Below are 25,580 nucleotides of genomic sequence, written 5' to 3' on the forward strand. Positions count from 1 at the left end.
CCGCGGGGATCGCGATTCCCGACATAGTTCCAATGAGATGAAGATCACACTTTGCGATCTGATATATCAATCATATACTAGACCGGATTCCGCCGGAGGATCGATCGTCAACTCGATGAGGAGTGAAACAGCACATGCAGAAACTCGCGCACCGGCTCGAACGCCTGGGCACCGAAACCGCGTTCAGCGTCGCCCAGGCCGCCGCCGCTTGGAAGGCGAAGGGGAACCTCGTGTACCCCTTCCATCTGGGCGACATCAACATCCCCACCGCTCCGAACATCGTGGAGGCTATGAACCGTGCAATCGCTGACGGCTACACGGGCTACTGCCCCGGCCCCGGCATCCCGCAGCTGCGCGAGGCCCTTGCCGAGGACCTCGGCTCCCGCCGCGGCATCGAGTTCACCCCCGAGAACGTGGTCGTGATGACCGGCGGCAAGCCCGTCATCACGAAGTTCCTGCAGGCGGTCATGAACCCCGGTCAGGAAGTGCTCTACCCCAACCCGGGCTTCCCGATCTACGAATCGCAGATCGAGTACCTTGGCGGCACGGCCGTGCCCTACCGTTACGTTCCCACGAGCACCGGGTTCGCGATCGACCTGGACCAGATCCGCGCCTCGATTACCCCGAACACCGCCGCGATCATCTACAACGACCTGCAGAACCCGATCTCGGCCGAGTCGACCGCCGCCGAGCGCGAGGCCATCGCACAGATCGCGATCGAACACGACCTCTGGGTGCTTTCGGACGAGGCCTACTTCGAGACCCGCTACGAAGGGGTCTCGAGCTCGATCGCATCGATTCCCGGCATGGCCGAACGTACGGTCATCCTCTACACCTTCAGCAAGAAGTTCGCCATGACCGGCTCACGCCTGGGCTGCGCCGTCGCCCCGCGCGAAATCGCCCAGGTGCTCAGCACGCTGAACACCAACGATGAATCCTGCACCACGCACTACGTGCAGTGGGCCGGCATCGAAGCGCTCCGCGGCCCCCAGGACTCCGTGCAGCAGATGCTCGACGTCCTGCAGAAGCGCCGCGACACCGCCTGCGAGCTCGTGAATTCCATCCCCGGAATGCACGTCGCCGTGCCGCAGTCCACGTTCTACCTGTTCCCGGACGTCACCGAGGCCATGGAGCGCATGGGTTACACGGCGGTGGGCGACTTCGCCACCGACGCCCTGTACAAGACGGGCGTGTCCTTCTGCACCCGTGAACACTTCGGTCGGCGCCTGCCCGGTGAGGAGCGGCAGTACATCCGCCTGGCCTACTCCGGCATCGAGGCGGCAGACATCCGTGACGGCCTCGGACGCCTGCGCGAATGGATCGTGTCCGCATGAGCCGCGTCGTCGTCACGGGGCGGATCCCCGAAGCCGCGCTCGAAAATCTCCGCGCCGAACACGAGGTCGACGCCTGGACCGGCACGGAATCCATCGGCCGCGAGGAGCTCCTGGCCCGCGTGGCCGGCGCCGACGCCATCGTCAGCCTGCTCACCGAACGCATCGACGGCGAACTCCTCGACGCCGCCGGCCCTCAGCTCAAGGTCGTCTCCAACGTCGCCGTCGGCTATGACAACATCGACGTGCCGGCCTGCACCGCGCGGGGCATCACCGCCACGAACACCCCCGGCGTGCTCACCGAGGCGACCGCGGACATCGCGTTCGGGTTGATCCTCATGGCGACCCGCCGGCTTGGTGAGGGCGAACGGCTCATCCGCGCCGGACAGGCGTGGAAGTGGGGCATGTTCTTCCTGCTCGGGTCCAGCCTGCAGGGCAAGACCCTCGGCGTCGTCGGCATGGGCGGCATCGGCCAGGCGACCGCGCGCCGGGCCAAGGCCTTCGGCATGGACATCGTGTACCAGTCCCGCAGCGAGATCGATCCCGCGGTCGCGGCCGAACTGGGCGCCCGGCGGGTCGAGCTGGACGAACTGCTGGCCGTTTCCGACGTCGTGTCCTTGCACTGCCCCTACGGGCCCGCCACGCACCACCTCATCGGCGCCGAAGAGCTCTCGGCGATGAAGAGCACGGCCTACCTGGTGAACACCGCCCGCGGACCGATCATCGACGAAGCCGCCCTTGCCACCGCCCTGCGCACCGGCGTCATTGCCGGCGCAGGCCTGGACGTCTTCGAGAAGGAACCCCAGGTTTACCCGGAACTGCTGGACCTGGAAAACGTCGTTCTCGTGCCGCACCTCGGCTCGGCCACCGTCGAGACGCGCACGGCCATGGCCGTTCTCGCCGCCGACAACACCCTCGCCGTGCTCCGCGGCGAACAACCACCCACACCGATCGCTTAGCGGCGGGCCTACCGCTAACGCGCACCGACGGACGCAGCAAGTCCGCACTGTTACGAGTACGAGCCCCGTCCCGAAGGACGGGGCTCGTACTCGTTAAGTGACCCAGCCCTAACTCATGTCCATAGACTGGTCCGCACGCACGTGATCCACGAGCGGACCGGCACAAACCATGGAGAAGAGGACCGATGGGGACTACAGCGGGATGGTACGACGATGGAACGGGCACCACGCGTTGGTGGGATGGACAGAATTGGACCGAGCAAGTGCAGCCGCCGGCGCCGATGAGCGGAATCGGCGGAGTGATCGGCCGCATCGAGGCGGAGGCCACCGCGGGAGCCAACCCGCGTCCCGCCGCAAGAGGCATGAACTACGTTGTGCTGCAGGTCATCCTCAAGGAAAAAATCTGGGGAACCGGTTCCGGAAACCTCACCGAGTTGGAGAAGGCGCTCAATGCCCAGGCTGCCCTCGGCTACCGGCTCCACACCATCACCACGGCGTCATCGGGAAGCAAAGGGATCGGCGGAGGTGACCGCATCCAGGCAACGATGGTGTTCGAGCGTTTGTAGCAGGTCCACGCCATTGCAAACTGTTCCGCGGAAGTCGCCGCCGTCGGGTCCCCATTCGGCCCCGCCTCCGGAAACCAAAAAATCTCCGGAACCAAAAAATCTCCGGAAACCAAAAAATCCCGCGGATCCGATCCGCGGGATTCAATGTGGTGGAGGTAAGGGGATTCGAACCCCTGACCTTCTGCATGCCATGCAGACGCGCTACCAACTGCGCCATACCCCCGTATTTTCGTTGCTTCACAAGCGTGGAAAGACTTGGGAAAGTCCCTCCCGCCTTGCCTTGCGGCGAAGCAACTCCAATATCTTAGAACAGCCTTTCCGAAAATTCCAAATCGGGCATACTTTGGCTGTCCTGCCCCGCCAATCCGGGGTTTCGGCTCAGGCGCCTTCCTGGATCGCGGGCGAACCGTGGTCCTTGCCGTTGAGCTCGAGGTCCACCACCGGGCAGTCCTTCCAAAGCCGCTCCAGGGCGTAAAACACCCGGTCCTCGCTGTGCTGGACGTGCACCACGATGTCCGCGTAGTCCAGCAGGACCCAGCGGCCTTCGGAGCGGCCTTCACGGCGCACGGGGCGCAGGTCCTGCTTGAGCAGTTCCTCTTCGATGCCGTCGACGATGGCATTGACCTGGCGCTCCGTGGGAGCGGAGGCGATCAGGAAGACGTCAGTGAGGGCCAAACGGTCGCTTACGTCCAGGGCGACGATATCCTCGGCGAGCTTGTCCGCTGCCGCGCGGGCGGCATGGCGGGCCAGGACGATGGATGATTCATGTGCAGTCACGGGACTCCTTGTATGTGGTGATTTTTCCGGTGCAGGCCAAATACCTGCCGATGTCTGGGGGCTCAGCGGGTGTTTCCGCTGGCAAAGAACACGATGCCTGCAATGACGGCGGCTACAGCAATCACGGCCAGGCACAGGATGAGCAATTGCTGGCGGCGCGCACGGGCCAGCCCGGCGGTCGCGGCGTCGAGCGGTTCAAGCCCATAGGCGGTGCGCGCAGCGACAGGCGCTGCCGGCGACGTTCCTTCGGAGTCGACGACGGCATCCCCCGCGGTCCGCTTGCGGGCCGCCGTCGCTGCGGCCTCCGCCCGGGCCAGGACGGCCGCGCGGCCGCGCTTGCTGCGCTGCTTTGCCGCTGTTGCCTGTTCCTTGCTCAGTTTCGGTCCGGCGGAGGTCACCAGGGGGACAAAGCTGGTTGCCGGTGCCTTCATCATGGGCCGGTCGGAGCCCGGAACCTTCACGAATTCAAGCGGCGTCACCATGGCCAGATTGTTCGCCGTCGCCGGGCCGGTCTTGACGACGGGCGGACGGAGGGTCTGTTCGGCGAGCTTCTGTTTGGCCTCGGCGCGCTTGTTGAGGATGGCTTCCCGTTCGGCCTCGGCGATCTGCCGGGCAAGGGCCTGCGGGTCCTCGGGGGCTTCCTCGGCCATCTGCGCTTCAGTGGTTCCTTGGGATGCGCTCTCCAGGGCCGCAATATGTCCGAGCTTGTTGGCCTGGTTGGGGGTCTGGGCAGTCAACAGCTCCCTGGCCGCGAGTGCCTGTTCCACGGACATCTCCGGCCGTTCCCCGGAAGGCTCCGGAGCGGAAGCGGGAGGCCCGGCAGTAACCCTGATGGCGCCGTCGGGAGCGGCGCGGTACGGACCGGCCTGCGCAGGCTTGCCGGCCACATCGCCGTCGGCCGGGGCGGGCGCCGGAACGACCGGGATCGCCGACGCCGGCGCATCGCCGGACGGCGCCGCTGCTGCCGGTGCGACCAGCGGCAGCATGGACGTGCCCGGGGCCAGTTCCTCCTGGAGCTGCTGGAGCCGGAGCTGCCGGCGCGTCGGAGGGCCGCCCTTGGACAGCTGCCCTTCCTTGTCAGCGAGTTCCTTGATGGCTCTCAGCGCGGCGCGGTCCCGGGCCCGGATTTGGGAGGAACGTTCAGCGCTGGACGCCGCGTCCACCGGCGCATCGGCGACCCGCCGGACGCGCCTGGTTTCGGGACCGGATTTCGTGGGCGCCTCGTCCGTGCCGGAGCCTGCCACGTGTTCCAGCGGCATGTGTTCCAGGTGCTGTTCCCGGGCTCGACGAAGCTCACGCCGGCTGCGGATAGGGGGCTGTTCCTGGCTCATTCAAAAACTCACTCAGTAAGTGCTCGGCGGTCTGATCCGGTCAATGACGGCATGGACGCTGCGGGCCGTTTGTCCGCGTAGAGGCCGTACTTTGCGATGTACTGCACCACGCCGTCGGGAACGAGGTACCACACAGGGTTTCCGACGGCCACACGGGCGCGGCAATCGGTCGAGGAAATCGCCATGGCCGGGACCTCGAGGAGGCTGACGTCCTCCCTGCCCATGTCATCGAGCACGTGGCCGGGCCTGGTGACGCCCACGAAATGCGCCAGCTTCCAGAGCTCATCCACGTCCTTCCAGGACAGGATCTGGGCCAGGGCATCGGCGCCCGTGATGAAGAAAAGGTCCGCGTCTGGGCGCTGGGCGCGCAGGTCACGCAGGGTGTCGATGGTGAAGGTAGGACCGGGACGGTCCACGTCTACGCGGCTGACCGTGAAGTTCGGGTTCGACGCGGTGGCGATCACCGTCATGAGGTAACGGTGTTCGGGCTCGCTGACCTGCCTGCTGGACTTCTGCCAAGGCTGGCCCGTGGGCACGAAGACGACCTCGTCCAGATGGAACTTGGCGGCGACCTCGCTCGCGGCAACCAGGTGGCCGTGATGGATGGGATCGAACGTCCCACCCATCACGCCAAGGCGGATCCTGCGCCCCGTGTCCTCGAAGGGTTTTGCAGCGGAAATCTTAGTGGCCAAACCCTGAGTGCTTGGCCGGGTGCTGGCGGTGCGGATCCGAGTGCTCGTCGACGGGCTCGTGGCGGTTGCCCAGGTTGGTGTAGGACAGGGTCACGAACATCAGCACGCACAGGATGGCAAACATCGAGACGCCGAAGACCCACGGCTCAACCCACAGCGGAGCGAGTTCCTCATGGCCACCTTCGCCGCCCTGTGCGGCAATGGAAACGGCGATCTGTTGAAACTGCATGCTCTCCCCTAATGGTTCAAAGGATTTCGACGGCGGATCCTCCCGCCGCTCCGGACTTCTGTTCTATGTTACAGCGTTGGCGTTGGGGCAATGCCCCGCCACCGGCAGTGGGCTCAGGCCCGTACCTGGCCTTCGCCCTGGACGATCCACTTGGTGGTGGTCAGTTCCGTCAGGCCCATCGGGCCACGGGCGTGCAGCTTCTGGGTGGAGATGCCCACCTCGGCGCCCAGGCCAAGTTCGCCGCCGTCGGTGAAACGGGTGGAGGCATTGACGATCACGGCCGCGGAGTCGATCTCGGCAATGAACTTCTCGGCGTTGGCGAGGTTGTTCGTCAGGATCGCCTCGGTGTGGCCGGTGGTCCACTTGCGGATGTGGCTGACGGCGGCGTCGAGGTTGTCCACCATGGCCACGGCAAGGTCCAGGTCCATGTATTCGGTGGCCCAGTCGTCATCGTCGGCCGGCACGGTCTCCACCTTGCCCGCGAGGGCCTGGGCCACACGGTCATCGACATGCAGCGTGACACCGGCAGCCCGCAGTGCGGCGGCGACGGCGGGCAGCACCGCGGAGCCGGAGTGGACCAGCAGGGTCTCCACCGTGTTGCAGACGCTGGGCCGCTGGGTCTTGGCGTTGAGCAGGATCTCCACGGCCATTTCCTCGCCGGCGGACTCGTCGATGAAGATGTGCACGTTGCCTTCACCGGTCTCAATCACAGGCACCGAGGAGTTGTTCACCACCGTCTGGATGAGGTCACGGCCGCCGCGCGGAATAAGCACGTCGACCCGTCCCCGGGCACGCATCAGTACGTTGGCGCCTTCGCGCCCGAACTGGTCCACGGTCTGCACGGCGTCGGCAGGCAGGCCGACCGATTCCAACGCCTCCCGCAGGATCACCACGAGGGCAGCATTGGTGTGCGCAGCGGCCGAACCGCCGCGCAGGATCACGGCGTTGCCGCTCTTCAGGGCCAGGCCGGCGATGTCCACGGTGACGTTGGGGCGGGCTTCGTAGATCGCCGCGACAACCCCCATGGGTACGTTGACCTGGCGCAGGCGAAGGCCGTTGGGAAGCGTCTGGCCACGGACCACGTTGCCCACGGGATCGGGCAGGCCCGCGAGGTTTTCGAGCGCGGCCACGAGGCCTTCGATGCGGGCCGGGGTCAGGGTGAGCCGGTCCAGCAGGGCTTTGGAGGTGCCATTGCTGCGGCCGGCTTCGACGTCCTTGGCGTTGGCCGCGAGGACGGTTGCCTGGCGATCGACCAGAGCTTCGGCGATTGCCCGCAATGCGCGGTCCTTCCAGGCCCGGTTGGCCTGCGCCATGCGGCGGGCGGCTTTGCGGGAGCGGTCGGCGATGGCGTGGACGGCCGCCTCGAGTTCCTGGGCATCGAGTTCCCGGGGCGCCAGCGACTCCGGGGTTTCCGCAGGCGGAACGGCACCGGAAAGGGCTCCGGTGGTTGCTGCGTCGGAAACGGCCTGGGGAGTCAGTGCTTCAGTCATGCTCCAAGTTTAGTGGAGCCCGCCGACGGGACCAGAACGAGGTCGTCAACATGGACAACAACGCGGTCATATCCGCTGCCGAGTTCCTTGGCGAGTTCCTTCGTGGAACGGCCCAGCATGCGCGGAAGCTCCTCCGCGGAGTAGTTGACCAGGCCCCGCGCGATCACGGTTCCGTCGCCGGCCACCATTTCCACGGGGTCGCCGGCCTCGAAAGCCCCGGTAACGGAAGAAATACCGGCGGGCAGCAGCGAAGTGTGGCGGTCGCGCACAGCCCGCACCGCGCCGTCGTCGAGCACCAGGCGTCCGCGCACGGAGGCCAGATGCGCCAGCCACAGCAGCCGGACGGGTTTCCGCCCGGCGTTCACGGCAAACCAGGTGCCGACGTCCTCCCCCGCCAGCGCCGCGGCGGCGTTGGCGGTGGAGGTGACAAGGGCGTGGATACCGGAACCGGCTGCGATGCTGGCCGCCTCGACCTTGGTCATCATGCCGCCGGTCCCGACGCCGGCCTTGCCGGCCTTGCCGATGGTCACCCCTTCGAGGTCCGCGGGGCCGGTGACCAGCGGGATGCGCTTGGCCCCCTTGGCGGGCGGGCCGTCATAGAGGGCGTCGACGTCGGACAGCAGCACGAGCGCGTCCGCGCGCACCAGGTGCGCCACGAGGGCGGCCAGCCGGTCGTTGTCGCCGAAGCGGATCTCGTGCGTGGCCACGGTGTCGTTTTCGTTCACCACCGGCACCACGCCCAGGTTGAGCAGCCGGTCCAGGGCGCGGTAGGCGTTGCTGTGCTGGGTGCGCCGCATGAGGTCATCTGCCGTGAGCAGCACCTGGCTGACGGTCACGCCGTGGGCGGAGAACGCCTGCGTGTAGCGGGCCATCAGCAGTCCCTGCCCCACGCTGGCCGCTGCCTGTTGGGTGGCCAGGTCCTTGGGCCGCTTGGCCAGGCCCAGCGGCGCGAGCCCGGCGGCGATCGCCCCCGAGGAAACCAGGATGATTTCGCTGCCCGCATTGCGCTTGCGCGCGAGGGCGTCGACGAGGGCGGTCAGGGAGCGTTCCGAGATGCCGCCCTTGATGCTGGTGAGCGAGGAGGAACCGACCTTGACCACGATCCGCCTGGCCGTGGCGAGGGCTTCGCGTTCGGCGGTGTCCGCAGGGGTGGACACTGCATCCGTGCTAGTCGTCATTGCCGTCTTCCAGGCCGCTTTCGGTCACCGGACGGGCAGCACGACGGCGGCTGACGGATTCCGTCCAGATGCCCGCCTTGCGCTCGGCCTCGAGTTCGGCGCGGGCGGCAGCCTTGGCTTCGCGGCGTTCGATCTGTTCTTCGCGCTTCTGGGAACGGGTGGGGCGGTCGCCGATGTCCGCGATGCGGATGTCGGTACCGCGCGGGGTGGCAAGCAGTTCGGCGCCGGCCATCATTGTGGGCTCCCAGTCGAACACCACGCCGTCTTCGCCGCCGATCACCACGGTATCGCCGGGCTTGGCACCCATCTTGAACAGCTCGGTTTCGATACCGAGTTTTGCCAGACGGTCCGCCAGGTAGCCGATGGCTTCTTCGTTGGTGAAGTCGGTCTGCTTGACCCAACGCACGGGCTTCTCGCCGAGCACGCGGAAGAGCGGCTCGAGGTTCTTCTCCTCGCGGCGGATGGTGAAGCCGGTTTCGTTGACGGCACGCGGGCGCAGCACGGGGGCGGCAACCTTCGGCGGAGCTGCCTGGACGGCGTCGCGGGCGGCCTGGACGATTCCGGCCATCGCGAAGCTCAGGGGGCGCAGGCCTTCGTGGCTGGTGGCGGAGACTTCAAAGACGCGGTAGCCGCGGGCCTCGAGGTCCGGGCGCACGAACTCGGCCATGTCCTTGCCGTCGGGCAGGTCAACCTTGTTCAGCACCACCAGTTTGGGGCGCTCGTTCAGCGGAACCACTTCGCCGTCAGCGCCGGCGTAGCTCATGTCCACTGCGTACTTCTCGAGTTCGGCCTCGATGATGGCGAGGTCGGACAGCGGATCACGGTCGGATTCCAGGGTTCCGCAGTCAAGCACGTGGACCAAGGCGGCGCAACGCTCGACGTGGCGCAGGAAGTTGTGGCCCAGTCCCTTGCCTTCGCTGGCGCCTTCGATCAGGCCGGGAACGTCGGCAATGGTGAAGCGGACATCGCCAGCCTGCACCACGCCGAGGTTCGGCACCAGGGTGGTGAACGGGTAGTCGGCAATCTTGGGCCGGGCGGCGGACATGGCAGCAATGAGGCTGGACTTGCCGGCCGAGGGGAAGCCAACGAGGGCGATGTCGGCAATGGACTTCAGTTCCAGAACGATGTCCCTGGCTTCGCCTTCGATGCCAAGGAGCGCGAACCCGGGGGCTTTGCGCTTCTGGGAAGACAGGGAGGCGTTGCCGAGGCCGCCGATGCCGCCTGCAGCAGCAAGGTATTCGGCCCCGATGCCGACGAGGTCGGCCAGCACGGTGCCGTCCTTGCTCTTGACCACAGTGCCGTCCGGAACGGGGAGCACAAGGGTTTCGCCGTTCTTGCCGCCACGCCAGTCGCCCATGCCGGGGCCTCCGTTGGTGGCGTGCCGGTGCGGGGCGTGGTGGTAGTCAAGCAAGGTGGTGGTCTGGCCGTCGACGCGCAGGATGACGTCGCCGCCGTTGCCACCGTTGCCACCGTCCGGGCCGCCGAGCGGCTTGAACTTCTCCCGCTTGACCGATACACAGCCGTGGCCGCCTGTTCCGCCGGATACGTGAAGTACTACCCGGTCTACGAAGGTGGCCACGTTTTTCTCCTCTGTGTATGCAAAAACTCTAAAAGATTCTAATGCTGTTAAAAAACAAGTGGAGCGGGCCGCCTGGCCCGCTCCACCCGTTCAGAATGTGTTGTTACTCTGCAGCTGCAGCAGCAACGATGTTCACGACACGGCGGCCGCGACGGGTGCCGAATTCGACAGCGCCGGCCTGCAGAGCGAACAGGGTGTCGTCGCCACCGCGGCCGACACCGGCGCCCGGGTGGAAGTGGGTGCCGCGCTGGCGGACGATGATCTCGCCGGCGGAAACAACCTGACCGCCGAAGCGCTTCACGCCGAGGCGCTGTGCGTTGGAGTCACGACCGTTGCGAGTGGAGCTCGCGCCCTTTTTATGTGCCATTTGAAATGCCTGCCTTTAAGGTTCTTGGGAAATCTGGTGAAACCCGGAAAGCAACCAGTGGTTACTTGATGCCGGTGATCTTGATCTTGGTCAGTTCCTGACGGTGACCCTGGCGCTTCTTGTAGCCGGTCTTGTTCTTGAACTTCTGGATGACGATCTTCGGACCACGGAGGTCTTCGAGGATCTCAGCCGTAACCTTGACCTTGGCCAGGTCCGCAGCAGCGGAGGTGACCTTGTCGCCGTCTACCAGGAGCAGTGCGGGCAGCTCGAGGGTGCTTCCGACTTCACCGGGGACGCGGTTGAGGGTTACGTAGTCTCCAACGGAAACCTTTTCTTGGCGGCCGCCTGCGCGGACAATCGCGTACACCACTTGGGCACTCACTTCTCTCGACGTTTCTTACAAAAATTTGCGTGCGGAACCCCGGAGCCATTGTGGTCCTGATTCACGCTGTGCCTCAACGCCGTGAACTCCAGAAAGAAGCCCGTGAGTCATCCCTGAACAGATCCAGGGGGCATAACCCAAGTGTTGGCGTAAGCACCGAAGATCTAGATTACGCTAGTTTCGCCTTCGGCTGCAAATGAGGCCGGGTCCGGAGCGTGCCGCGTGATGGCTGCCACAGCAGCCAAGGCGGCATCCGGTACCGTGCCCGTCAAGCTTACCGTTTCCGGACGCCCGTGCCGTGCAGGCGCCCTCCGACACGCTCAGGCGTGCAGTCTTGGGGCGTCGAAGAACGCCGTCTCGTAACGGCAGGACTGGACAAAGGCCTCGTGCATTGCGGCGCGTTCGGCGGCGGACGCCGCGCGGGCAGCACCGTCGACGACGTCGATCGCCTTCCGGGTGGACTCGGCGAAGGCTTCATCCGCGTAGGTCCGCAGCCAGTCGGCGTAGGGGTGGCCGGAAGGCTCCCCGGCGGCAACGAATTCATGGTGCAGGCGCTGGCCGACTTCAGCGTAAAGCCAGTAACACGGCAGGATGGCCGCGACCAGGACCCCGTAGCTTCCGGACGCGGATGCCGCGAGCAGGTGGTCCACATAGGCCTTCGTGACGGGGCCAGCCTCCGTGGCCATCCGGCCGCCGAGCCAGTTCCGGTGCAGCTCCGACTCGACTTCCAGGCACTGCTGGGAGCCCTTCGCCCAAAACAGCTGCTCGTCTTCGCTCGGCGCCAGCGCCCCGGCCCGGGCCAGGACCCTCGAGTAGCCGTTCAGGTAGAGGGCGTCCTGGGCCAGGTAGTAGCCGAAGTGTGCCTTCGACAGCGCTCCGGACTGCAGGCCGCCGATGAACTCCAAGGCATGGATCTCGGCGAGTTCCAGTTCAGCGGCATCCCAGAGTTGCGCAGCGAAGCCGCCCGGCCGCAGCTGTACCTGTCCATGGAAATGGTGGACGGGACCGTTGCCCTTGCCTACATCGAGCACCCCCGAGCAGGCGAGTGCTTCCTGCAGCCAGGGCTTCACCTCGCGCAGGGCCTCCTCCCAGCTGCCCAGGCGCGCCTTGGCGGTGGCCATCGCGGAAGAGAGCGAACACCCGGTGCCGTGGCTGTTGCTTGTGTCGACACGCGGCCCGGAAACCTCCACCACATCCTGGCTGAGCAGGCCGGTGGTGTTCACCAGGGCGTCGGGGCAGTCTTCGCCGGCCAGGTGTCCTCCCTTGACCAGCACGGTGCTCCCGGTGGAGGCGGCGAGGCGCTTGCCCTGGTCAAGCGCCGAGGCCCAGTCCCGGGCTTCGGGTTCGCCCAGCAGCATGGCCAGTTCGGGCAGGTTCGGCGTGATCAGGTCCGCCAGCGGGAGCAGGCGGCGGAGGGCCTCCTCCGCCGAGGTTTCCAACAGCCGGTCGCAGCTGGTCGCGATCATCACCGGGTCGAGGACGACGACGGCGGGCCGTGCCTTGCCGAGCCAACGCCGGACTTCCTCGATCACCTCTGCGCCACCCAGCATGCCGATCTTAACGGCGTCGACCTCGATGTCGTCGCTGATCGCGTCCAATTGTTCGCGCAGGAATTCGACCGGCGGGACATGGACGGAGCGCACGCCCTTGGTGTTCTGTGCCGTCAGGGCGGTGATGGCGGCCATGCCGTATCCGCCGTTGGCCGCGATGCTTTTGAGGTCCGCCTGGATTCCGGCGCCGCCGGACGGATCGGAACCTGCGATGCTCAGCACACGGGGCGGCCGCGCTGCAGCGGCGTCAACAGGGTAGACGGGAGTGAGTGGTGCGAGTGCCATGAAGCGGACATCCCTTCGCCGGTACTAACCGGGCAGGTTCAACGGGTCTGGTCTCAGCCGGCATCGGTGCGCGGCACCCCGTGTCAGGCCTCCAATTCTAGACGGCTTCCACGCCCTCGCAGGCAGCAGGCCGCCGGAACGGAAAAGGCCCCGGCGCCTCCGCAGTCAAGCGGAGGGCACCGGGGCCTTCAATGATTCCTAGAGTTCGGACTTGGGAACGCCCACGCCGAGGATGATCGGTTCATCGGCCGCAGCCGTCTTTTCCGGCAGCTTCGCAGGGGCCTTGGCCTCGTGGGCGGTGCCGCCGCTGGCCGCGGTGGTCGCGTGCTGTTCCACCGTCGTGGCGTTGGCTGCGCCCTGGGCCCGGCTCGCGCTCCTGCTGCGGCGGCTCCGGCGCCCGCGGGCACGGTCTTCGGCGTCGCCGCCAGCCGGTGTCGCCGCGGAAACGGCGTCCGCAGTTTCGCCGGCAGCATCCCGGCCGAGGCCTGCGAAAGCCTGGGCCAGCAGGTCAAGGCTCATCGGAGGCTCGTTCCGCACGGGCTCCTCGTGATGGAGCGCAAGAGGCAGCGCTACTTCTTCGCCGCCGAACCGCAGGACCGGCTGAACCGGTGCACCGGAAGCCGCAGGAGTTCCGGCGTCGGCAGGTCCTGCCGATGCTGCGGCGTCGGGGGCTTCCGGGGCGGCGGCCGAAACCAAGGCTTCGGCCGCGTGCTGGAGTTCCTCGTCGTGCAGGTGCGCGGCGTGCGCGGCGGCGGCGATGTTGGCCAAGGCGGCGCGGGTCGCATCGGCCTTGGCCTGGCGCTGTGCGTCTGCAGCCTCCGGTGCGGGCGGTACGGCCGGCGCCTCGACGGCGGCCTGTCCCCCGCCCTTGCCGCGGCGGCGCTTGCGCTCGGTGCGGGCAGGCTGCTGGGCCTCCGTGTGCGGCCGGTGGTGTTCAGCAGCCACCACGTTGGCGCGGCGGTGCTCGACCGGTTCGTCGTGGGTGACCACGCCGCGGCCGGCACAGGCTTCACATTGTTCGCCGAAGACCTCGAGCAGGCCTGTGCCCATCCGTTTGCGGGTCATCTGGACCAAGCCCAGGGACGTCACTTCCGCCACCTGGTGCTTGGTACGGTCACGGCCCAGGCATTCCACCAGGCGGCGCAGCACGAGGTCACGGTTGGATTCGAGCACCATGTCGATGAAGTCGATCACGATGATGCCGCCGATGTCGCGCAGGCGCAGCTGGCGTACCACCTCTTCGGCCGCTTCCAGGTTGTTCTTCGTGACGGTCTCTTCGAGGTTGCCGCCGCTGCCGGTGAACTTGCCCGTGTTGACGTCCACCACGGTCATGGCTTCGGTCCGGTCGATCACCAGGGAACCGCCGGAGGGCAGGAAGACCTTGCGCTCTAGGGCCTTGTGGATCTGCTCGTCCACGCGCCAGGCGGCGAAGATGTCCTGGTCCGAAGTCCACTTTTCCAAGCGGCCCACCAGGTCCGGCGCCACATAGGTGACATAGGCCTCGATGGTGTCCCAGGCCTCTTCGCCGGAGACGATCAGCTTGGAGAAGTCTTCGTTGAAGACGTCGCGGACAACCTTGATGGTCAAGTCCGGTTCGCCGTAGAGCAGCTCCGGGGCCAGGATCTTGGTGGACGTGGACTGGCTCTCGATGCCTTCCCACTGGGCCCGCAGGCGGTTGATGTCGTGCGTCAGCTCTTCCTCGGAAGCACCTTCGGCCGCGGTGCGGACGATCACGCCGGCGTTCTCCGGGAGGCGGTCCTTGAGGATCCGCTTGAGCCGGTTGCGTTCGACGTCGGGCAGCTTGCGGGAGATGCCGGTCATGGAACCGCCGGGCACGTACACGAGGTACCGGCCCGGAAGGGAAATCTGGCTGGTCAGGCGGGCACCCTTGTGGCCCACCGGGTCCTTGGTGACCTGCACCAGCACCGAGTCCCCGGACTTGAGGGCGTTCTCGATGCGGCGCGGCTTGCCTTCAAGCGTGACGGCGTCCCAGTTGACTTCGCCGGCGTACAGCACGGCGTTGCGGCCACGTCCGATGTCGACGAACGCCGCTTCCATGGACGGCAGCACGTTCTGGACCTTGCCCAGGTAGACGTTGCCGATCAGGGAATCCTGCTGCGTCTTGGACACGAAGTGCTCGGCCAGCACGCCGTCCTCCAGGACGCCGATCTGGATCCTGTCGTCGCGCTGGCGCACGATCATCTGGCGGTCCACGGACTCGCGGCGGGCCAGGAACTCGGCCTCGGTGATGACCTGGCGCCGGCGTCCGGTTTCGCGGGATTCGCGGCGGCGCTGCTTCTTGGCCTCCAGTCGGGTGGAGCCCTTGACGCTGGTGACGCGGTCAGGTCCGGCGCTTTCGGCGTGGGTGCGCGGGGCACGGACCCGGGTCACGGTGTTGGGCGGGTCGTCTTCCCCGCCGCCGCTCAGCTCGAGGTCCTGGTCGCCGCGGCGACGGCGGCGACGGCGGCGCGATGTGACGCCTTCTTCGAGGGCCTCGCCTGCCTCGGCCTCGCCCTCGTCCCCGGCGGCGTCCTCTTCGCTTCCGTCCTCACGTTCGACGCTGCGGCGGCCACGCCGGCCACGGCTGCGGCGACGGCGGCGGTTGCCGCCTTCGTCGAGTTCGCTGTCTTCGTCGCCGTCGTCGTCACCGTTTTCCTCCTCGGCCACGGGCGCCGGGCGGGCGATTGTGCTCAGGTCCGGTGCCTGGAAAATCACCGAGGTGACGGATGCCGGCTCCAGGAAAAGCGATGCGACCGGGCTGACGGCTTCTTCCGGAGCTTCCTGGGCTTCCGGAGCTTCCTCTGTGACCGCTTCCGGAGCGGTTTCTTCCGCTGCGGGCTCAGGAGCTTCGACGTCCGCGGGCGCTGCCGGCGCTTCGGCCGTTTCCTCGACGGCGGCCTTGGCCTTGCTCGTGCGGCGACGGCGGACCGGCTTTTCGGGGGTTGCTTCCGCTTCCGCTGGGATGTCCGCCGCGGCTGCGCCGCCTTCCGCTTCGGTTACGGCTTCCGGAGCTGCTTCGGCAAAGGCCGGAAGGGGTTCGGTATCGACCTTCTTCCGGGCCCTGGTACGGCGCACGGGGGCCTTCGGTGCCTCGGCCGGCGTTTCCGGCGCGGCCACCGGTTCACTGCCTGCGGTTTCGGCAGGGGCGCCGGCGTCGTCGGCTTCGCTCGTTGTTTCGGTTTTCGGAGCTGCCTTGCGGCGGGTCCTGGTGGCCTTCTTCGGCGCCTCTTCGACTACCGTTGCCGCATCCTCCGCGGCGGGTACTGCTTGATCATTATCCATAAGTGGCAACACTCCTGCCCTTGTGCGACCGCCACATCCGGCGCCCAGTGGGGCACATATTGTCAAAACCCGCAGGCGTTGACAGAAGTCGTCTGTTGTCTTTCCGGTTCGCACCAGCGTGGGGGTGCGGCAAACGCGGAAAGCCGGCGTTGCTGCGAACCCGTTGTTCTAGTACCACAACCAGGTGCCGTCCCATACCATGGCGGGCGTGCCGGGAATCCGTGTTCCGGGCATGCCCTGCTCAGGGCTGGCGGTCTTGGGAGCAAGATGCCGGACCGGATTCCGCATGTGGAACGGGCTCCGACCACGTTCATTCTCTCACACCCCCGCCGCGATGGACGGAACTGCGTGCTTCTGTCTGGACGTTGCGCCAAGGCAGCGGCGCTACAATCCTCCCAGAGAGCGGCACGGAGCCGATCAGCACCGGCAGCCGCGGCAACCAGAAAGGGACAACACCCATGCCAAGCCCCGCCAGCGACAACCTGGCCCCCGCAAGCGCCTCCACGGGCGGACCGTCCCGGGCGCAGGTGCAGCTGCCGCGGATGGCCCGGGACATTCCGTTCGCTTGGCTCCTGCTGCTGACGGGCGCCATCGCCTGGCTTGCATCCGGCGCCCTGGTTCTGGAAAAACTCCAGGTCTTGGCCGACCCCAACCACGCGACGGTCTGCGACATCAATCCATGGATTTCCTGCGGCGACGTGATGAAGACCCCCCAGAGTTCGGTGTTCGGCTTCCCCAACATGTTCATCGGGATCGTGGCGTTCGCTGTGATCATCACGACGGCGATGGCCCTGTTCGCGGGCGCCAAACTGGCGCGCTGGTACTGGATCGGCCTGCAGGCCGGCGTTACCCTGGGCTTCGTCTTCATCGTCTGGCTGTGGTCGCAGGCGCTCTACGTCATCCACATCCTGTGCCCGTTCTGCATGGTGGTCTGGGCCTGCATGATCCCGTTGTTCGTTTTCGTGACCGTCCGCAACGTGGTGCACGGGGTCATCCCGGCACCGGCAAGACTGGTGAAGGTGCTGGGCGACTACGGCTGGATCATCGTGGCGCTGCTGTACGTGGCCGTGGTCGCGAGCATCTTCTTCGCGTTCATCAACGTCTTCATCGGCACCTCGGGCTACTGAGCCCGGCGTACTGAACCCGGCCCCGGGCCGGAGCATCCCCGCGAGCGTACAGTTGAGGCCCCCGTTTCGCCTGAAACGGGGGCCTCAACTGTACGCTCGCGCTGTTATAGGGCAGCGCCGGCGGCTGCTAGTCCTGGAACCAGATCTTAATCTCGCGTTCGGCGGATTCGATGGAGTCGGAGCCGTGGACAAGGTTCTGCTGAACGGCCAGACCCCAGTCGCGGCCGAAGTCACCACGGATGGTGCCGGGGGCCGCCGTCGTCGGGTCCGTGGTGCCGGCCAGCGAACGGAAGCCTTCGATCACGCGGTGGCCTTCGAAGATCGCGGCGACCACCGGGCCCGAGAGCATGAACTCGACCAGGGGCTCGTAGAAGGGCTTGCCGACGTGCTCTTCGTAGTGCTGCTCCAGCAGTTCGCGGCTGGCGTTGACCTTCTTCAGCTCGGCCAGGGTGTAGCCCTTGGCTTCGACGCGGGCCAGGATGCTGCCGCTGAGGTTGCGGGCGACGCCGTCGGGCTTGATCAGGACGAGGGTGCGCTCGATGCTCACAATTGCTCCAATGCGGTGGTGGTGGGTTTCCTTGCCAGTTTACGGTCTTCGGAGGCAGCCCTAGCGCGTAAGTCCCTTCCCAACACTCGCAAGCTCGCGTCGGGTCCCTCGGGACGACGCTTACGGCTGTTCGCCGTCCTTGCCGTGCTCGGCCTCCCACGCCGCCTGTTCCCGGTCCCGCTGGATGTTCTCCCGGTCGATCCGGATCCCCGCACGGATGCCGTACCACCAGCAGGCCGCGAAGAGCACGCCGACGATGAACATCATCGGCTCGGCGAAACCGGTGAGGATAAGCACGATCTGCAGGGCCCAGCCGAGCCCGATGCCCCAGGGCTTGCTGAGCACGGCGCAGGCAAGGACCAGCACCACGCTCAGGGCGATGCCGAAGCCCAGGATCAGGGCCGGCGGCACTTCGCCACGCTTGAGCCCGAAGACCGCCAGGGTGGCGAAGAACGCCACGAAGGCTTCAAGCAGCAGCACCGTGGAGGCGAACATCACCTTCGTGGAGCGCCGCTTCTTCGGCATGCCCGGGCGCCATTCGCGCTGGGCCTTGGTGAGTTTCGCCATCTCAGGCACCGGCCTTTCCGAGGAGGATCCGGGCTTCGGCCACTACCGTGATGGAACCGGTGATGAGGACACCTCCGGCCAGGTCGTCATTGGCTTCGGAGCGTTCGACCGCCCATTCAATGGCGTCGTCAAGGCTCTCTGCGATGTGTACGTTCTCTTCGCCGAAGCCAAGGTCCACAGCGAGCTCTGCCAGTTCCGCGGCCGGGATGGCGCGCGGCGAGTTCGATTGCGTGAAGCAGAATTCCTCGGCGAGGTCGCCCAGGGATTCCTTGAGCTGGCGCAGGATTTCCCCGGCGTCCTTTTCCCGCAGCACGCCGATCACGACGACGAGCTTGCTGAAGTTGAAGGCCTCGTGGATGGCTTCGGCGGAGACGCGGATGCCGTCCGGGTTGTGACCGGCGTCGACGATGATGGTGGGCGCCGTGCGCACCACTTCCAGGCGGCCCGGGGACGTGACGTTGCCGAACGCCTCACGCAACACCTCGCCGTCGAGCTCCTTCTCTCCCCCGCCGAAGAACGCCTCCAGGGCCGCGACCGCGACGGCGGCGTTCTCGGCCTGGTGCTCGCCGTGCAGCGGCAGCAGGATGTCCTCGTAGCGGCCGGCGAGGCCCTGGATGGTCAGCACCTGGCCACCGACGGCGACACTGCGGGATTCGACGCCGAACTCCACTCCTTCGAAGCGGAACGGCACCTCCAGCTCACGGGCCTTGTCGAGGAGCACCTGGGCGGCATCCACGGGCTGGACGGCACTGACAAGGAAGCCGCCGGGCTTGATGATGCCGGACTTCTCACGGGCGATGTCCGCCGTCGTGTCGCCCAGTAGGTCGGTGTGGTCCAGCGAAATCGGGGTGACCACGGAAACCTGGCCGTCGCCCACATTGGTGGCGTCGGTGATGCCGCCAAGGCCTACTTCGAAGACAGCCACGTCCACGGGCTGGTCGGCGAAGACCGCGAAGCCCAGGATCGTGAGGCATTCGAAGTAGGTCAGCCGGGGCTGGCCCTCCGCCACGAGTTCTTTGTCCACGATCTCCAGGTATGGCCGGATTTCGTCCCAGATGCGCACGAAAGTGGCGTCGTCCACCGGTTCGCCGTTGATGCTGATGCGCTCGGTCACCTTGGACAGATGCGGGCTGGTGTAGCGGCCGGTGCTCAGCCCGTGGGCGATGAGCCCGCGCTCGATCATGCGCGCCGTGGAGGTCTTGCCGTTGGTCCCGGTGATGTGGATGATCGGGAACGCCTTGTTGGGCTCCCCCAGTACGTCCATGGCACGGAACAGCGGCGCCAGCCGCGGTTCCATCTTGTTCTCAGGGGCACGGCCCAGGAGTTCAGCGTAGACGCTTTCCACCGAGAATTCGTCGCTCATGCTTCCACCTTCGCTACAGTTACGGCCGGTTCCGTGGAACCGGCGGCGAGCACGGTTTCCAGTTCCAGGGACAGTGTTTCGCCCTTTACCAGGTCCGCGTTGGCCGCCAAGGCGTCCAGCACGTCCTGGCCTGCCTCCACAGTGGTGCGGATCCGGTCGCTGACGTTCAGTCCGGCGTCCTTGCGGGCCTGCTGGATGGCGCGGACCATGTCGCGGGCCAGGCCTTCGGCCTCCAGCTCGGGGGTGACCTCGGTGTTGAGCACCACGAAGCCGCCACCGGGCAGCATCGCCACGGCCTTGCTGGCGGCGGTACCGCCGTCGGCCGATTCCGCCACCACGGTTTCCAGGGTGTATTCCTGCGGCTCAAGCTCGAGCCCACCGGCGGTGACCACTCCGGCGTCGCTGACGGACCAGTCGCCGGACTTGGAGCCCTTGATGGCCTGCTGGACGTTCTTGCCCAGGCGCGGGCCGGCGGCCCGGGCGTTGACCACGAGCTTCTGCTCGATGCCGAACTCCTCCGGCGAGGCCGCCGCGGCGTCGAGCAGCCGGACCGAACGCAGGTTCAGTTCATCGGCGACGACGGCGGCAAAGCCTTCCAGCGCATCCGCGCCGGGTGCCACGACGGTCAGTTCCTGCAGCGGCAGGCGGACACGCAGCTTGGAGGCCTTGCGCAGTGACGAACCGGTGGAGCAGATCTGCTGCACACGGTCCATCGCGGCCACGAGCTCCGGCTTGGCCGGGAACAGCGCGGCGTCCGGCCAGTCTGCCAGGTGCACGGAGCGGCCGCCGGTGAGGCCGCGCCAGATTTCCTCGGTGACCAGGGGCAGCAGCGAGGCGGCCACGCGGCACACGGCTTCGAGGGCCGTGTAGAGGGCGTCGAAGGCGTCGGTGTTCTCATCGAAGAAGCGCTGGCGGCTGCGGCGGACGTACCAGTTGGTGAGCATGTCCAGGTAGCTGCGCAGTTCGTCGCAGGCACCGGAAATGTCGTAGCTGTCCAGGTTTGCGGTCACCGAACGTACCAGCTCGCCCGTGTTGGCCAGCAGGTACTGGTCCAGCTCGTCGGAGTAGCCGTCGTAGCGCAGCTTGGCGTCGTAGCCGGCGCCGCCGTTCGCGGCATTCGTGTACAGCGTGAAGAAGCTGTACACGTTCCACAGCGGCAGGATCACCTGGCGGACGCCGTCGCGGATGCCCTGTTCGGTGACGATCAGGTTGCCGCCGCGCAGGATGGGGCTGGACATCAGGAACCAGCGCATGGCGTCGGAACCGTCACGGTCCAGGACCTCGGAGACGTCCGGGTAGTTGCGCAGGGACTTGGACATCTTCTGGCCGTCGGAGCCGAGCACGATGCCGTGGCTGATCACGTTGCGGAAGGCCGGCCGGTCAAACAGCGCGGTGGACAGGATGTGCAGCATGTAGAACCAGCCGCGTGTCTGCCCGATGTACTCCACGATGAAGTCGGCCGGGTTGTGGGTGTCGAACCAGTCGCCGTTCTCGAACGGGTAGTGCACCTGGCCGTAGGGCATGGAGCCGGAGTCGAACCAGACGTCGAGCACGTCTTCGACGCGGCGCATGGTGGACTTGCCCGTGGGGTCGTCCGGGTTCGGGCGCGTCAGGTCATCGATGAACGGACGGTGCAGGTCCACCTGGCCGTCGTTGTTCACCGGCAGTCGGCCGAAGTCGGCCTCCAGCTCGGCAAGCGAACCGTAGACGTCGGTGCGCGGGTACTCGGGATCGTCCGACTGCCAGACGGGGATCGGGGAACCCCAGTAGCGGTTGCGGCTGATCGACCAGTCACGGGCGTTTTCCAGCCACTTGCCGAACTGGCCGTCCTTGACGTTGCCGGGGATCCAGTTGATCTCCTGGTTCAGCTCGGACATCCGGTCCTTGAACTTGGTGACCTCCACGTACCAGGAGGAGACAGCGCGGTAGATCAACGGGTTGCGGCAGCGCCAGCAGTGCGGGTAGCTGTGCTCGTAGCTGGCCTGGCGGACGAGACGTCCCTGTGCGCGAAGCACCTGGGTGATGGGCTTGTTGGCCTCGAAGACCTGCAGCCCCACGATGTCGTGCAGCTCGCCGTGGGAGAACAGGGGCAGGAACTTGGCGCCCTCGTCCACGGAGAGGACCACCGGGATGCCGGCGTCTTCACAGACCTTCTGGTCGTCTTCACCGTAGGCCGGGGCCTGGTGGACGATGCCGGTGCCGTCGCTGGTGGTGACGTAGTCGGCCACCAGGAACCGCCAGGCGTTCTGCGTGCCGAACTTCTCGGCGTCGGCGAAGTCGTTCCACAGCGGCTCGTACTCCAACCCGGCAAGCTCGGCGCCCGTGTACGTAGCTTCAACCGCGGCGGTGGCGGCAGCCGCGCCAGCGGCACCATCACCGTACCCGAGGTCCTTGGCGTAGGAACCGAGCAGATCGGCGGCCAGCAGGAAGCGTCCGGTGACCGGGGCCTCCTCGGAGGCGGCCTTCACGCCGTTCGGTCCGGCGGGCACCACGGCGTAGGAGATCTCCGGCCCGACGGCGAGCGCCAGGTTCGTGGGCAGCGTCCAGGGCGTGGTGGTCCAGGCGAGCGCCTGGACCCCTGCGAGGGCCTTGGAGAGCTCCGACTCCCCCGCTTTGACCGGGAAGGTGACCGTGACGGTCTGGTCCTGACGGTTCTTGTAGACGTCGTCGTCCATGCGCAGCTCGTGGTTGGACAGCGGCGTCTCGTCCTTCCAGCAGTATGGAAGCACGCGGTAGCCGTTGTACGTGAGGCCCTTTTCGTGCAGCTGCTTGAAGGCCCAAAGCACCGACTCCATGTACTCGACGTTGAGCGTCTTGTAGTCGTTCTCGAAGTCCACCCAGCGGGCCTGGCGGGTGACGTAGGCCTTCCATTCGTTGGCGTACTTCATGACGGAGGCGCGGCAGGCAGCGTTGAACTTGTCGATGCCCATGGCTTCGATCTGGGTCTTGTCCGTCATGCCCAGCTGCTTCATGGCTTCCAGTTCGGCGGGCAGGCCGTGGGTGTCCCAGCCGAAGCGGCGCTCCACGCGCTTGCCGCGCTGGGTCTGGTAGCGACCCACCAGGTCCTTGGCGTAGCCGGTGAGCAGGTGGCCGTAGTGCGGCAGGCCGTTGGCGAAGGGCGGGCCGTCGTAGAAGACGAACTCGTTGCTGCCGTCAGTTCCGGCGTCGCGCTGGTCGATGCTGGCCTGGAAGGTCCCGTCCTCATCCCAGTACTTGAGGATGCGCTCTTCGATTTCCGGGAACTTCACGGAAGCGGAAACGCTGTTCGTGCCAGAGGACGCGGCAGTGCCGTCGCCGGAAGCGGCCGTTGTGGCCTTGGGATAAAAGGTCATCTCGAATCCTGGTCTGAGCTGGTGGGACTGTTTGTCTGTCAGGATGCGAGGACGGCGCCCGTGCCGCTTGCGCTGCACCGGTACCGCGGTACCACCTCACTTACCGGCACCTGCCCTCCTGCGGAGGGACCGGCGTCGGCCGCTCATTGCTGCTGTGACGGGCTTACCCGTCCGGTTCTACTGGCCCCCGCGGGCGGGAGTGTTCTTCCGGAAGCTCACCGGTGATGGCCGGGTCAGTGCTTGTGGCTCAAGTCTAGCGGCAGCAGGACGCCTGCCTCCACACGGCGGGTCCACCCTTGGTATGAGGTGTCGCATGCGGCGGCTGCCTAGACTCGGGCTCATGACCCTTACCGCAAGCGGGAAGCCTCGCGCACGTCGCCGCACCGCATTTGCCTTGGCCCTTCTGGCGGCTCTTCCGGTGGCGGTGCTGTCGCTTTTCCGGGCCCTGCCGGTGGAATGGCCGGCGCCGGTGGTCCAGTTGCTGGCGTTCACGCCGTGGGTGGTGCTGCCGGCAGCCCTCGCGGCCGGGCTGGCCCTGTTCAGCCGACGGCGGTGGCTCGCCGTTGTCACGGCCCTCCTGCTCTTGATCCAGCTCTTCTGGCTCTTCCCTTTGGATTTCGGCCGGTCCTTGCCGCGCGCGGCGGATGAAGTGGAACTGCCGGTGATGAGCGTCAACTCCGAATACGGGCAGGCTGACGCGGCGGAGGTGGTCCGCCTGGTCCGGGAGAACGGCGTGAAGCTCTTGGCGGTCCAGGAGCACTCAGCCTCCCTCGAAGCTGCGCTGGAACGGGCCGGCCTGGAAGGGCTTTTGCCGCACAGGATCAGTAGCCCGACGGACGACGCGGCCGGCAGCGCCGTGTACTCCGCCTATCCGCTTGAGGCCGTGGGCCTGCTTCCGGATACGCCGTTCCAGATGCCGACCATCCGGGTCGCAGCCAAGGCCGCCGGCCTTTCGGCCACCTTCGATCTGACGAATGTGCACACCCTGCCGCCCGTGGACTCCCGGATCGCCCAGTGGCGGCACGACCTCGGGGCCGTCGGGCACGTTGGCTCCAGGGCCGGCCACCGCGTAATGATGGGCGACTTCAACGCCGGGTACGACCACCTCGAGTTCCGGCAGCTCCTGGACAGGCCCCTTGCCGGCGGCACGGACGGGCGCAAGCTGGTCGATGCCGGGATCGCAAACAACAGCCGGCTGATTCCCACCTGGCCTATGGAAGGGATGACGCTGCCCGGCGTCACCCTGGACCATATCGTCACCACTCCGGAGATCAGCGCGACGGGCTACTCCGTTCACCGCATTTCCGGCAGCTAGCCGCGCGGGGCCCCGGGCGAGCGCAGCGAGCCTGGGGCAGCGGCGACGCGCTAGCCGCGCGGGGCCCCGGGCGAGCGCAGCGAGCCTGGGGCAGCGGCGACGCGCTAGCCCTTTCGGATGAGCTTGTGGTTGGCCGCCTGCGCCACGGGCCGCACGGTGATGTGGTCAAGGTTGATGTGGTGCGGGACGGACACCGCGTAGCGGACCACCTCGGCCACGTCTTCGGCGAGCAGGGGCTTCTCCACGCCCGCGTACACCTTCGCCGCAGCTTCGGCACTGCCGAGGCGGTTCAGGGCGAATTCCTCGGTGTACACCAGGCCGGGGGCCACCTCTATCACCCGGACATTGTTTTCGGCTTCCTCCAAGCGGAGGGCACCGGTGAGCGCGTGCTGGGCGTACTTGGCTGCGTTGTAGCCGCCGCCGCCTTCGTAGGCCGCCAGGGCCGCGGTCGAGGTCAGGTTCAGGACGGTGCCCTCGCCGTTGCTGCGGAGCATGGGCAGGAAGGCCCGGATCATCTTCATGGTGCCCAGCACGTTGACCTGGTACATCCATTCCCAGTCGTCGGTTTGCGCGTTGGCAAGGGTGTCGGCGCCCCGAGCCCCGCCGGCGATGTTGATCAGGGTGTCCACCCCGCCGTGCCGCTCCACCAGCCGCAGCAGGATCTCGATGTCTTCGTCCTTGCTGATGTCTGCCGGGACGGCGACTGCACCGGTTTCATCGGCCAGTGCGGAGAGCCGGTCCGCACGGCGCGCCACGGCGTAGACCTTCCAGCCGTCGGCGGTCAGCGCACGCACGGTTGCTTCCCCGATGCCCGTGCTCGCCCCGGTCACTACGGCGGTCTTCTTCACTGTTCCCTCAGTCATGGCACCACTGTATCGGGGCATCCTCCCTGTCATTTCCTTCCGTGACGGTGGCGTTCCAACAGCGGCGCCATGAACTCCAGCAGCACCCGGGCATGGTTGACCTCCGGATCCCGGGCGGCGTACAGCAGGGTCACCCTGGAATGCTTCCGGGCCAGTTCAAGGAGGGTGTCCACCGCCGGGTTCTGTTCCAGTTCGGCCAGGTATGCCTTCCGGAAATCAGCGAAGCGTTCCTGCATGTGGGCGAACTCCGTGCGCAGGGGCGGCGAGGGGGCGATCTCCTTGAGCCAGAGGTCCAAACCCGCCCGTTCCTTGCTCACCCCGCGCGGCCAGAGGCGGTCCACCAAAACCCGGCAGCCGTCGTCGTCGGATGGCTCCTCGTAGATGCGTTTGGTCACCAATTGCATGTGCTGATCTGCCATAGGCGGATGCTACTGCCGAAACACACCGAAAGACCATGAAACAATTGAC

General features: G+C 66.7%; 22 protein-coding genes, 1 tRNA gene, 1 pseudogene and 1 riboswitch. Of the genes and pseudogenes, 6 read left to right on the forward strand and 18 right to left on the reverse strand.

The window, feature by feature from the left end; translation table 11 throughout:
* Window positions 1-134: 134 nt before the first annotated feature.
* From ACN9M4_RS11450 to ACN9M4_RS11465, 4 genes and pseudogenes are all read left to right on the forward strand, one after another.
* The gene (locus ACN9M4_RS11450; RefSeq protein ID WP_426297974.1) at window positions 135-1,334 is read left to right on the forward strand and encodes a pyridoxal phosphate-dependent aminotransferase; all 1,200 of its coding nucleotides are present in this window, start codon (window positions 135-137) and stop codon (window positions 1,332-1,334) included.
* Window positions 1,331-2,290 carry a 2-hydroxyacid dehydrogenase gene (locus tag ACN9M4_RS11455; protein WP_426297976.1) on the forward strand — a complete coding sequence of 320 codons (960 nt, stop codon included), beginning with the start codon at window positions 1,331-1,333 and terminating at the stop codon, window positions 2,288-2,290. Before ACN9M4_RS11450 ends, ACN9M4_RS11455 begins: the two co-directional genes overlap by 4 nt.
* Window positions 2,291-2,475: 185 nt before the next feature.
* Window positions 2,476-2,532 (forward strand): annotated as a pseudogene (locus ACN9M4_RS11460) (hypothetical protein); the annotation flags it as partial.
* 21 nt (window positions 2,533-2,553) lie between these two features.
* A complete protein-coding gene (locus ACN9M4_RS11465) occupies window positions 2,554-2,856 on the forward strand; it encodes a DUF4177 domain-containing protein (RefSeq protein ID WP_426303573.1) in 303 nt (100 codons plus the stop codon).
* 147 nt (window positions 2,857-3,003) lie between these two features.
* On the opposite strand, the gene ACN9M4_RS11470 is transcribed toward ACN9M4_RS11465, so the two are convergent.
* From ACN9M4_RS11470 to ACN9M4_RS11525, 12 genes are all read right to left on the reverse strand, one after another.
* Window positions 3,004-3,079, reverse strand: a tRNA-Ala gene (locus ACN9M4_RS11470).
* A gap of 155 nt (window positions 3,080-3,234) precedes the next feature.
* A complete protein-coding gene (gene rsfS / locus ACN9M4_RS11475; RefSeq protein ID WP_426297978.1) occupies window positions 3,235-3,633 on the reverse strand; it encodes a ribosome silencing factor in 399 nt (132 codons plus the stop codon).
* 62 nt (window positions 3,634-3,695) lie between these two features.
* Window positions 3,696-4,964: a hypothetical protein gene (locus ACN9M4_RS11480; protein ID WP_426297980.1), complete on the reverse strand. Its 1,269-nt coding sequence runs from the start codon at window positions 4,962-4,964 to the stop codon at window positions 3,696-3,698.
* An 8-nt stretch (window positions 4,965-4,972) separates the two neighbouring features.
* Window positions 4,973-5,590 carry a nicotinate-nucleotide adenylyltransferase gene (nadD, locus tag ACN9M4_RS11485; protein ID WP_426303457.1) on the reverse strand — a complete coding sequence of 206 codons (618 nt, stop codon included), beginning with the start codon at window positions 5,588-5,590 and terminating at the stop codon, window positions 4,973-4,975.
* A gap of 55 nt (window positions 5,591-5,645) precedes the next feature.
* Window positions 5,646-5,885 carry a hypothetical protein gene (locus ACN9M4_RS11490; protein ID WP_426297982.1) on the reverse strand — a complete coding sequence of 80 codons (240 nt, stop codon included), beginning with the start codon at window positions 5,883-5,885 and terminating at the stop codon, window positions 5,646-5,648.
* 113 nt (window positions 5,886-5,998) lie between these two features.
* Window positions 5,999-7,375, reverse strand: a complete 1,377-nt coding sequence (locus ACN9M4_RS11495) for a glutamate-5-semialdehyde dehydrogenase (protein ID WP_426297984.1) — start codon at window positions 7,373-7,375, stop codon at window positions 5,999-6,001.
* Complete coding sequence (gene proB / locus ACN9M4_RS11500; RefSeq protein WP_426297986.1) at window positions 7,372-8,553, reverse strand: glutamate 5-kinase; 1,182 nt, start codon at window positions 8,551-8,553, stop codon at window positions 7,372-7,374. Before proB ends, ACN9M4_RS11495 begins: the two co-directional genes overlap by 4 nt.
* On the reverse strand, window positions 8,543-10,132 hold the full coding sequence (obgE, locus tag ACN9M4_RS11505) for a GTPase ObgE (protein WP_426297988.1): 1,590 nt from the start codon (window positions 10,130-10,132) through the stop codon (window positions 8,543-8,545). The genes proB and obgE overlap by 11 nt, the downstream gene beginning before the upstream one ends.
* Window positions 10,133-10,235: 103 nt before the next feature.
* Window positions 10,236-10,499, reverse strand: coding sequence for a 50S ribosomal protein L27 (rpmA, locus tag ACN9M4_RS11510; protein WP_070347479.1), 264 nt, complete (start codon window positions 10,497-10,499; stop codon window positions 10,236-10,238).
* A gap of 61 nt (window positions 10,500-10,560) precedes the next feature.
* Entirely contained in the window at window positions 10,561-10,869 is a 309-nt protein-coding gene (gene rplU, locus ACN9M4_RS11515; RefSeq protein WP_070347480.1) for a 50S ribosomal protein L21, read from the reverse strand.
* Between the two features lie 332 nt (window positions 10,870-11,201).
* Window positions 11,202-12,716: a bifunctional hydroxymethylpyrimidine kinase/phosphomethylpyrimidine kinase gene (gene thiD / locus ACN9M4_RS11520; protein WP_426297990.1), complete on the reverse strand. Its 1,515-nt coding sequence runs from the start codon at window positions 12,714-12,716 to the stop codon at window positions 11,202-11,204.
* A riboswitch (TPP riboswitch) is annotated at window positions 12,710-12,807 on the reverse strand. It overlaps the preceding gene by 7 nt.
* A 107-nt stretch (window positions 12,808-12,914) precedes the next feature.
* Window positions 12,915-15,998, reverse strand: coding sequence for an Rne/Rng family ribonuclease (locus ACN9M4_RS11525; protein ID WP_426297992.1), 3,084 nt, complete (start codon window positions 15,996-15,998; stop codon window positions 12,915-12,917).
* Between the two features lie 458 nt (window positions 15,999-16,456).
* Between ACN9M4_RS11525 and ACN9M4_RS11530 the strand changes: the two genes are divergently transcribed.
* Complete coding sequence (locus tag ACN9M4_RS11530; RefSeq protein WP_426297994.1) at window positions 16,457-17,125, forward strand: vitamin K epoxide reductase family protein; 669 nt, start codon at window positions 16,457-16,459, stop codon at window positions 17,123-17,125.
* Between the two features lie 127 nt (window positions 17,126-17,252).
* Here the strand turns inward: ACN9M4_RS11530 and ndk are convergent, their stop codons facing one another.
* The 4 genes from ndk to ileS all read right to left on the reverse strand — a co-directional run bounded on the left by ndk (window position 17,253) and on the right by ileS (window position 22,934).
* Window positions 17,253-17,672 carry a nucleoside-diphosphate kinase gene (gene ndk / locus ACN9M4_RS11535; RefSeq protein ID WP_426297996.1) on the reverse strand — a complete coding sequence of 140 codons (420 nt, stop codon included), beginning with the start codon at window positions 17,670-17,672 and terminating at the stop codon, window positions 17,253-17,255.
* Between the two features lie 120 nt (window positions 17,673-17,792).
* A complete protein-coding gene (locus ACN9M4_RS11540) occupies window positions 17,793-18,239 on the reverse strand; it encodes a DUF4233 domain-containing protein (protein WP_426303458.1) in 447 nt (148 codons plus the stop codon).
* Between the two features lies 1 nt (window position 18,240).
* A complete protein-coding gene (locus ACN9M4_RS11545) occupies window positions 18,241-19,602 on the reverse strand; it encodes a bifunctional folylpolyglutamate synthase/dihydrofolate synthase (protein WP_426297998.1) in 1,362 nt (453 codons plus the stop codon).
* A complete protein-coding gene (gene ileS, locus ACN9M4_RS11550) occupies window positions 19,599-22,934 on the reverse strand; it encodes an isoleucine--tRNA ligase (RefSeq protein ID WP_426298000.1) in 3,336 nt (1,111 codons plus the stop codon). The genes ACN9M4_RS11545 and ileS overlap by 4 nt, the downstream gene beginning before the upstream one ends.
* Before the next feature lie 340 nt (window positions 22,935-23,274).
* Between ileS and ACN9M4_RS11555 the strand changes: the two genes are divergently transcribed.
* Entirely contained in the window at window positions 23,275-24,249 is a 975-nt protein-coding gene (locus ACN9M4_RS11555; RefSeq protein ID WP_426298002.1) for an endonuclease/exonuclease/phosphatase family protein, read from the forward strand.
* 104 nt (window positions 24,250-24,353) lie between these two features.
* On the opposite strand, the gene ACN9M4_RS11560 is transcribed toward ACN9M4_RS11555, so the two are convergent.
* Together ACN9M4_RS11560 and ACN9M4_RS11565 are read right to left on the reverse strand one after the other, a co-directional pair.
* Window positions 24,354-25,112, reverse strand: a complete 759-nt coding sequence (locus ACN9M4_RS11560) for an SDR family oxidoreductase (protein ID WP_426298004.1) — start codon at window positions 25,110-25,112, stop codon at window positions 24,354-24,356.
* A 29-nt stretch (window positions 25,113-25,141) separates the two neighbouring features.
* A complete protein-coding gene (locus ACN9M4_RS11565; protein ID WP_426298006.1) occupies window positions 25,142-25,531 on the reverse strand; it encodes a DUF488 domain-containing protein in 390 nt (129 codons plus the stop codon).
* Window positions 25,532-25,580 lie beyond the last annotated feature (49 nt).

The organism is Arthrobacter sp. R-11, assembly GCF_049913155.1.
Taxonomy (GTDB): Bacteria; Actinomycetota; Actinomycetes; order Actinomycetales; family Micrococcaceae; genus Arthrobacter.

What these genes read in the sequence shown, in the direction of transcription:
- ACN9M4_RS11455 (WP_426297976.1), top strand. Translation starts at nt 1,331, where the DNA reads ATGAGCCGCGTCGTCGTCACGGGGCGGATCCCCGAAGCCGCGCTCGAA.
- ACN9M4_RS11560 (WP_426298004.1), bottom strand. Translation starts at nt 25,112, where the DNA reads ATGACTGAGGGAACAGTGAAGAAGACCGCCGTAGTGACCGGGGCGAGC.
- ACN9M4_RS11565 (WP_426298006.1), bottom strand. Translation starts at nt 25,531, where the DNA reads ATGGCAGATCAGCACATGCAATTGGTGACCAAACGCATCTACGAGGAG.
- ACN9M4_RS11530 (WP_426297994.1), top strand. Translation starts at nt 16,457, where the DNA reads ATGCCAAGCCCCGCCAGCGACAACCTGGCCCCCGCAAGCGCCTCCACG.
- thiD (WP_426297990.1), bottom strand. Translation starts at nt 12,716, where the DNA reads ATGGCACTCGCACCACTCACTCCCGTCTACCCTGTTGACGCCGCTGCA.
- ACN9M4_RS11480 (WP_426297980.1), bottom strand. Translation starts at nt 4,964, where the DNA reads ATGAGCCAGGAACAGCCCCCTATCCGCAGCCGGCGTGAGCTTCGTCGA.
- proB (WP_426297986.1), bottom strand. Translation starts at nt 8,553, where the DNA reads ATGACGACTAGCACGGATGCAGTGTCCACCCCTGCGGACACCGCCGAA.
- ACN9M4_RS11450 (WP_426297974.1), top strand. Translation starts at nt 135, where the DNA reads ATGCAGAAACTCGCGCACCGGCTCGAACGCCTGGGCACCGAAACCGCG.
- ileS (WP_426298000.1), bottom strand. Translation starts at nt 22,934, where the DNA reads ATGACCTTTTATCCCAAGGCCACAACGGCCGCTTCCGGCGACGGCACT.
- ACN9M4_RS11540 (WP_426303458.1), bottom strand. Translation starts at nt 18,239, where the DNA reads ATGGCGAAACTCACCAAGGCCCAGCGCGAATGGCGCCCGGGCATGCCG.
- ACN9M4_RS11490 (WP_426297982.1), bottom strand. Translation starts at nt 5,885, where the DNA reads ATGCAGTTTCAACAGATCGCCGTTTCCATTGCCGCACAGGGCGGCGAA.
- rpmA (WP_070347479.1), bottom strand. Translation starts at nt 10,499, where the DNA reads ATGGCACATAAAAAGGGCGCGAGCTCCACTCGCAACGGTCGTGACTCC.
- nadD (WP_426303457.1), bottom strand. Translation starts at nt 5,590, where the DNA reads ATGGGTGGGACGTTCGATCCCATCCATCACGGCCACCTGGTTGCCGCG.
- ACN9M4_RS11545 (WP_426297998.1), bottom strand. Translation starts at nt 19,602, where the DNA reads ATGAGCGACGAATTCTCGGTGGAAAGCGTCTACGCTGAACTCCTGGGC.
- ACN9M4_RS11525 (WP_426297992.1), bottom strand. Translation starts at nt 15,998, where the DNA reads ATGGATAATGATCAAGCAGTACCCGCCGCGGAGGATGCGGCAACGGTA.
- ACN9M4_RS11495 (WP_426297984.1), bottom strand. Translation starts at nt 7,375, where the DNA reads ATGACTGAAGCACTGACTCCCCAGGCCGTTTCCGACGCAGCAACCACC.
- ACN9M4_RS11555 (WP_426298002.1), top strand. Translation starts at nt 23,275, where the DNA reads ATGACCCTTACCGCAAGCGGGAAGCCTCGCGCACGTCGCCGCACCGCA.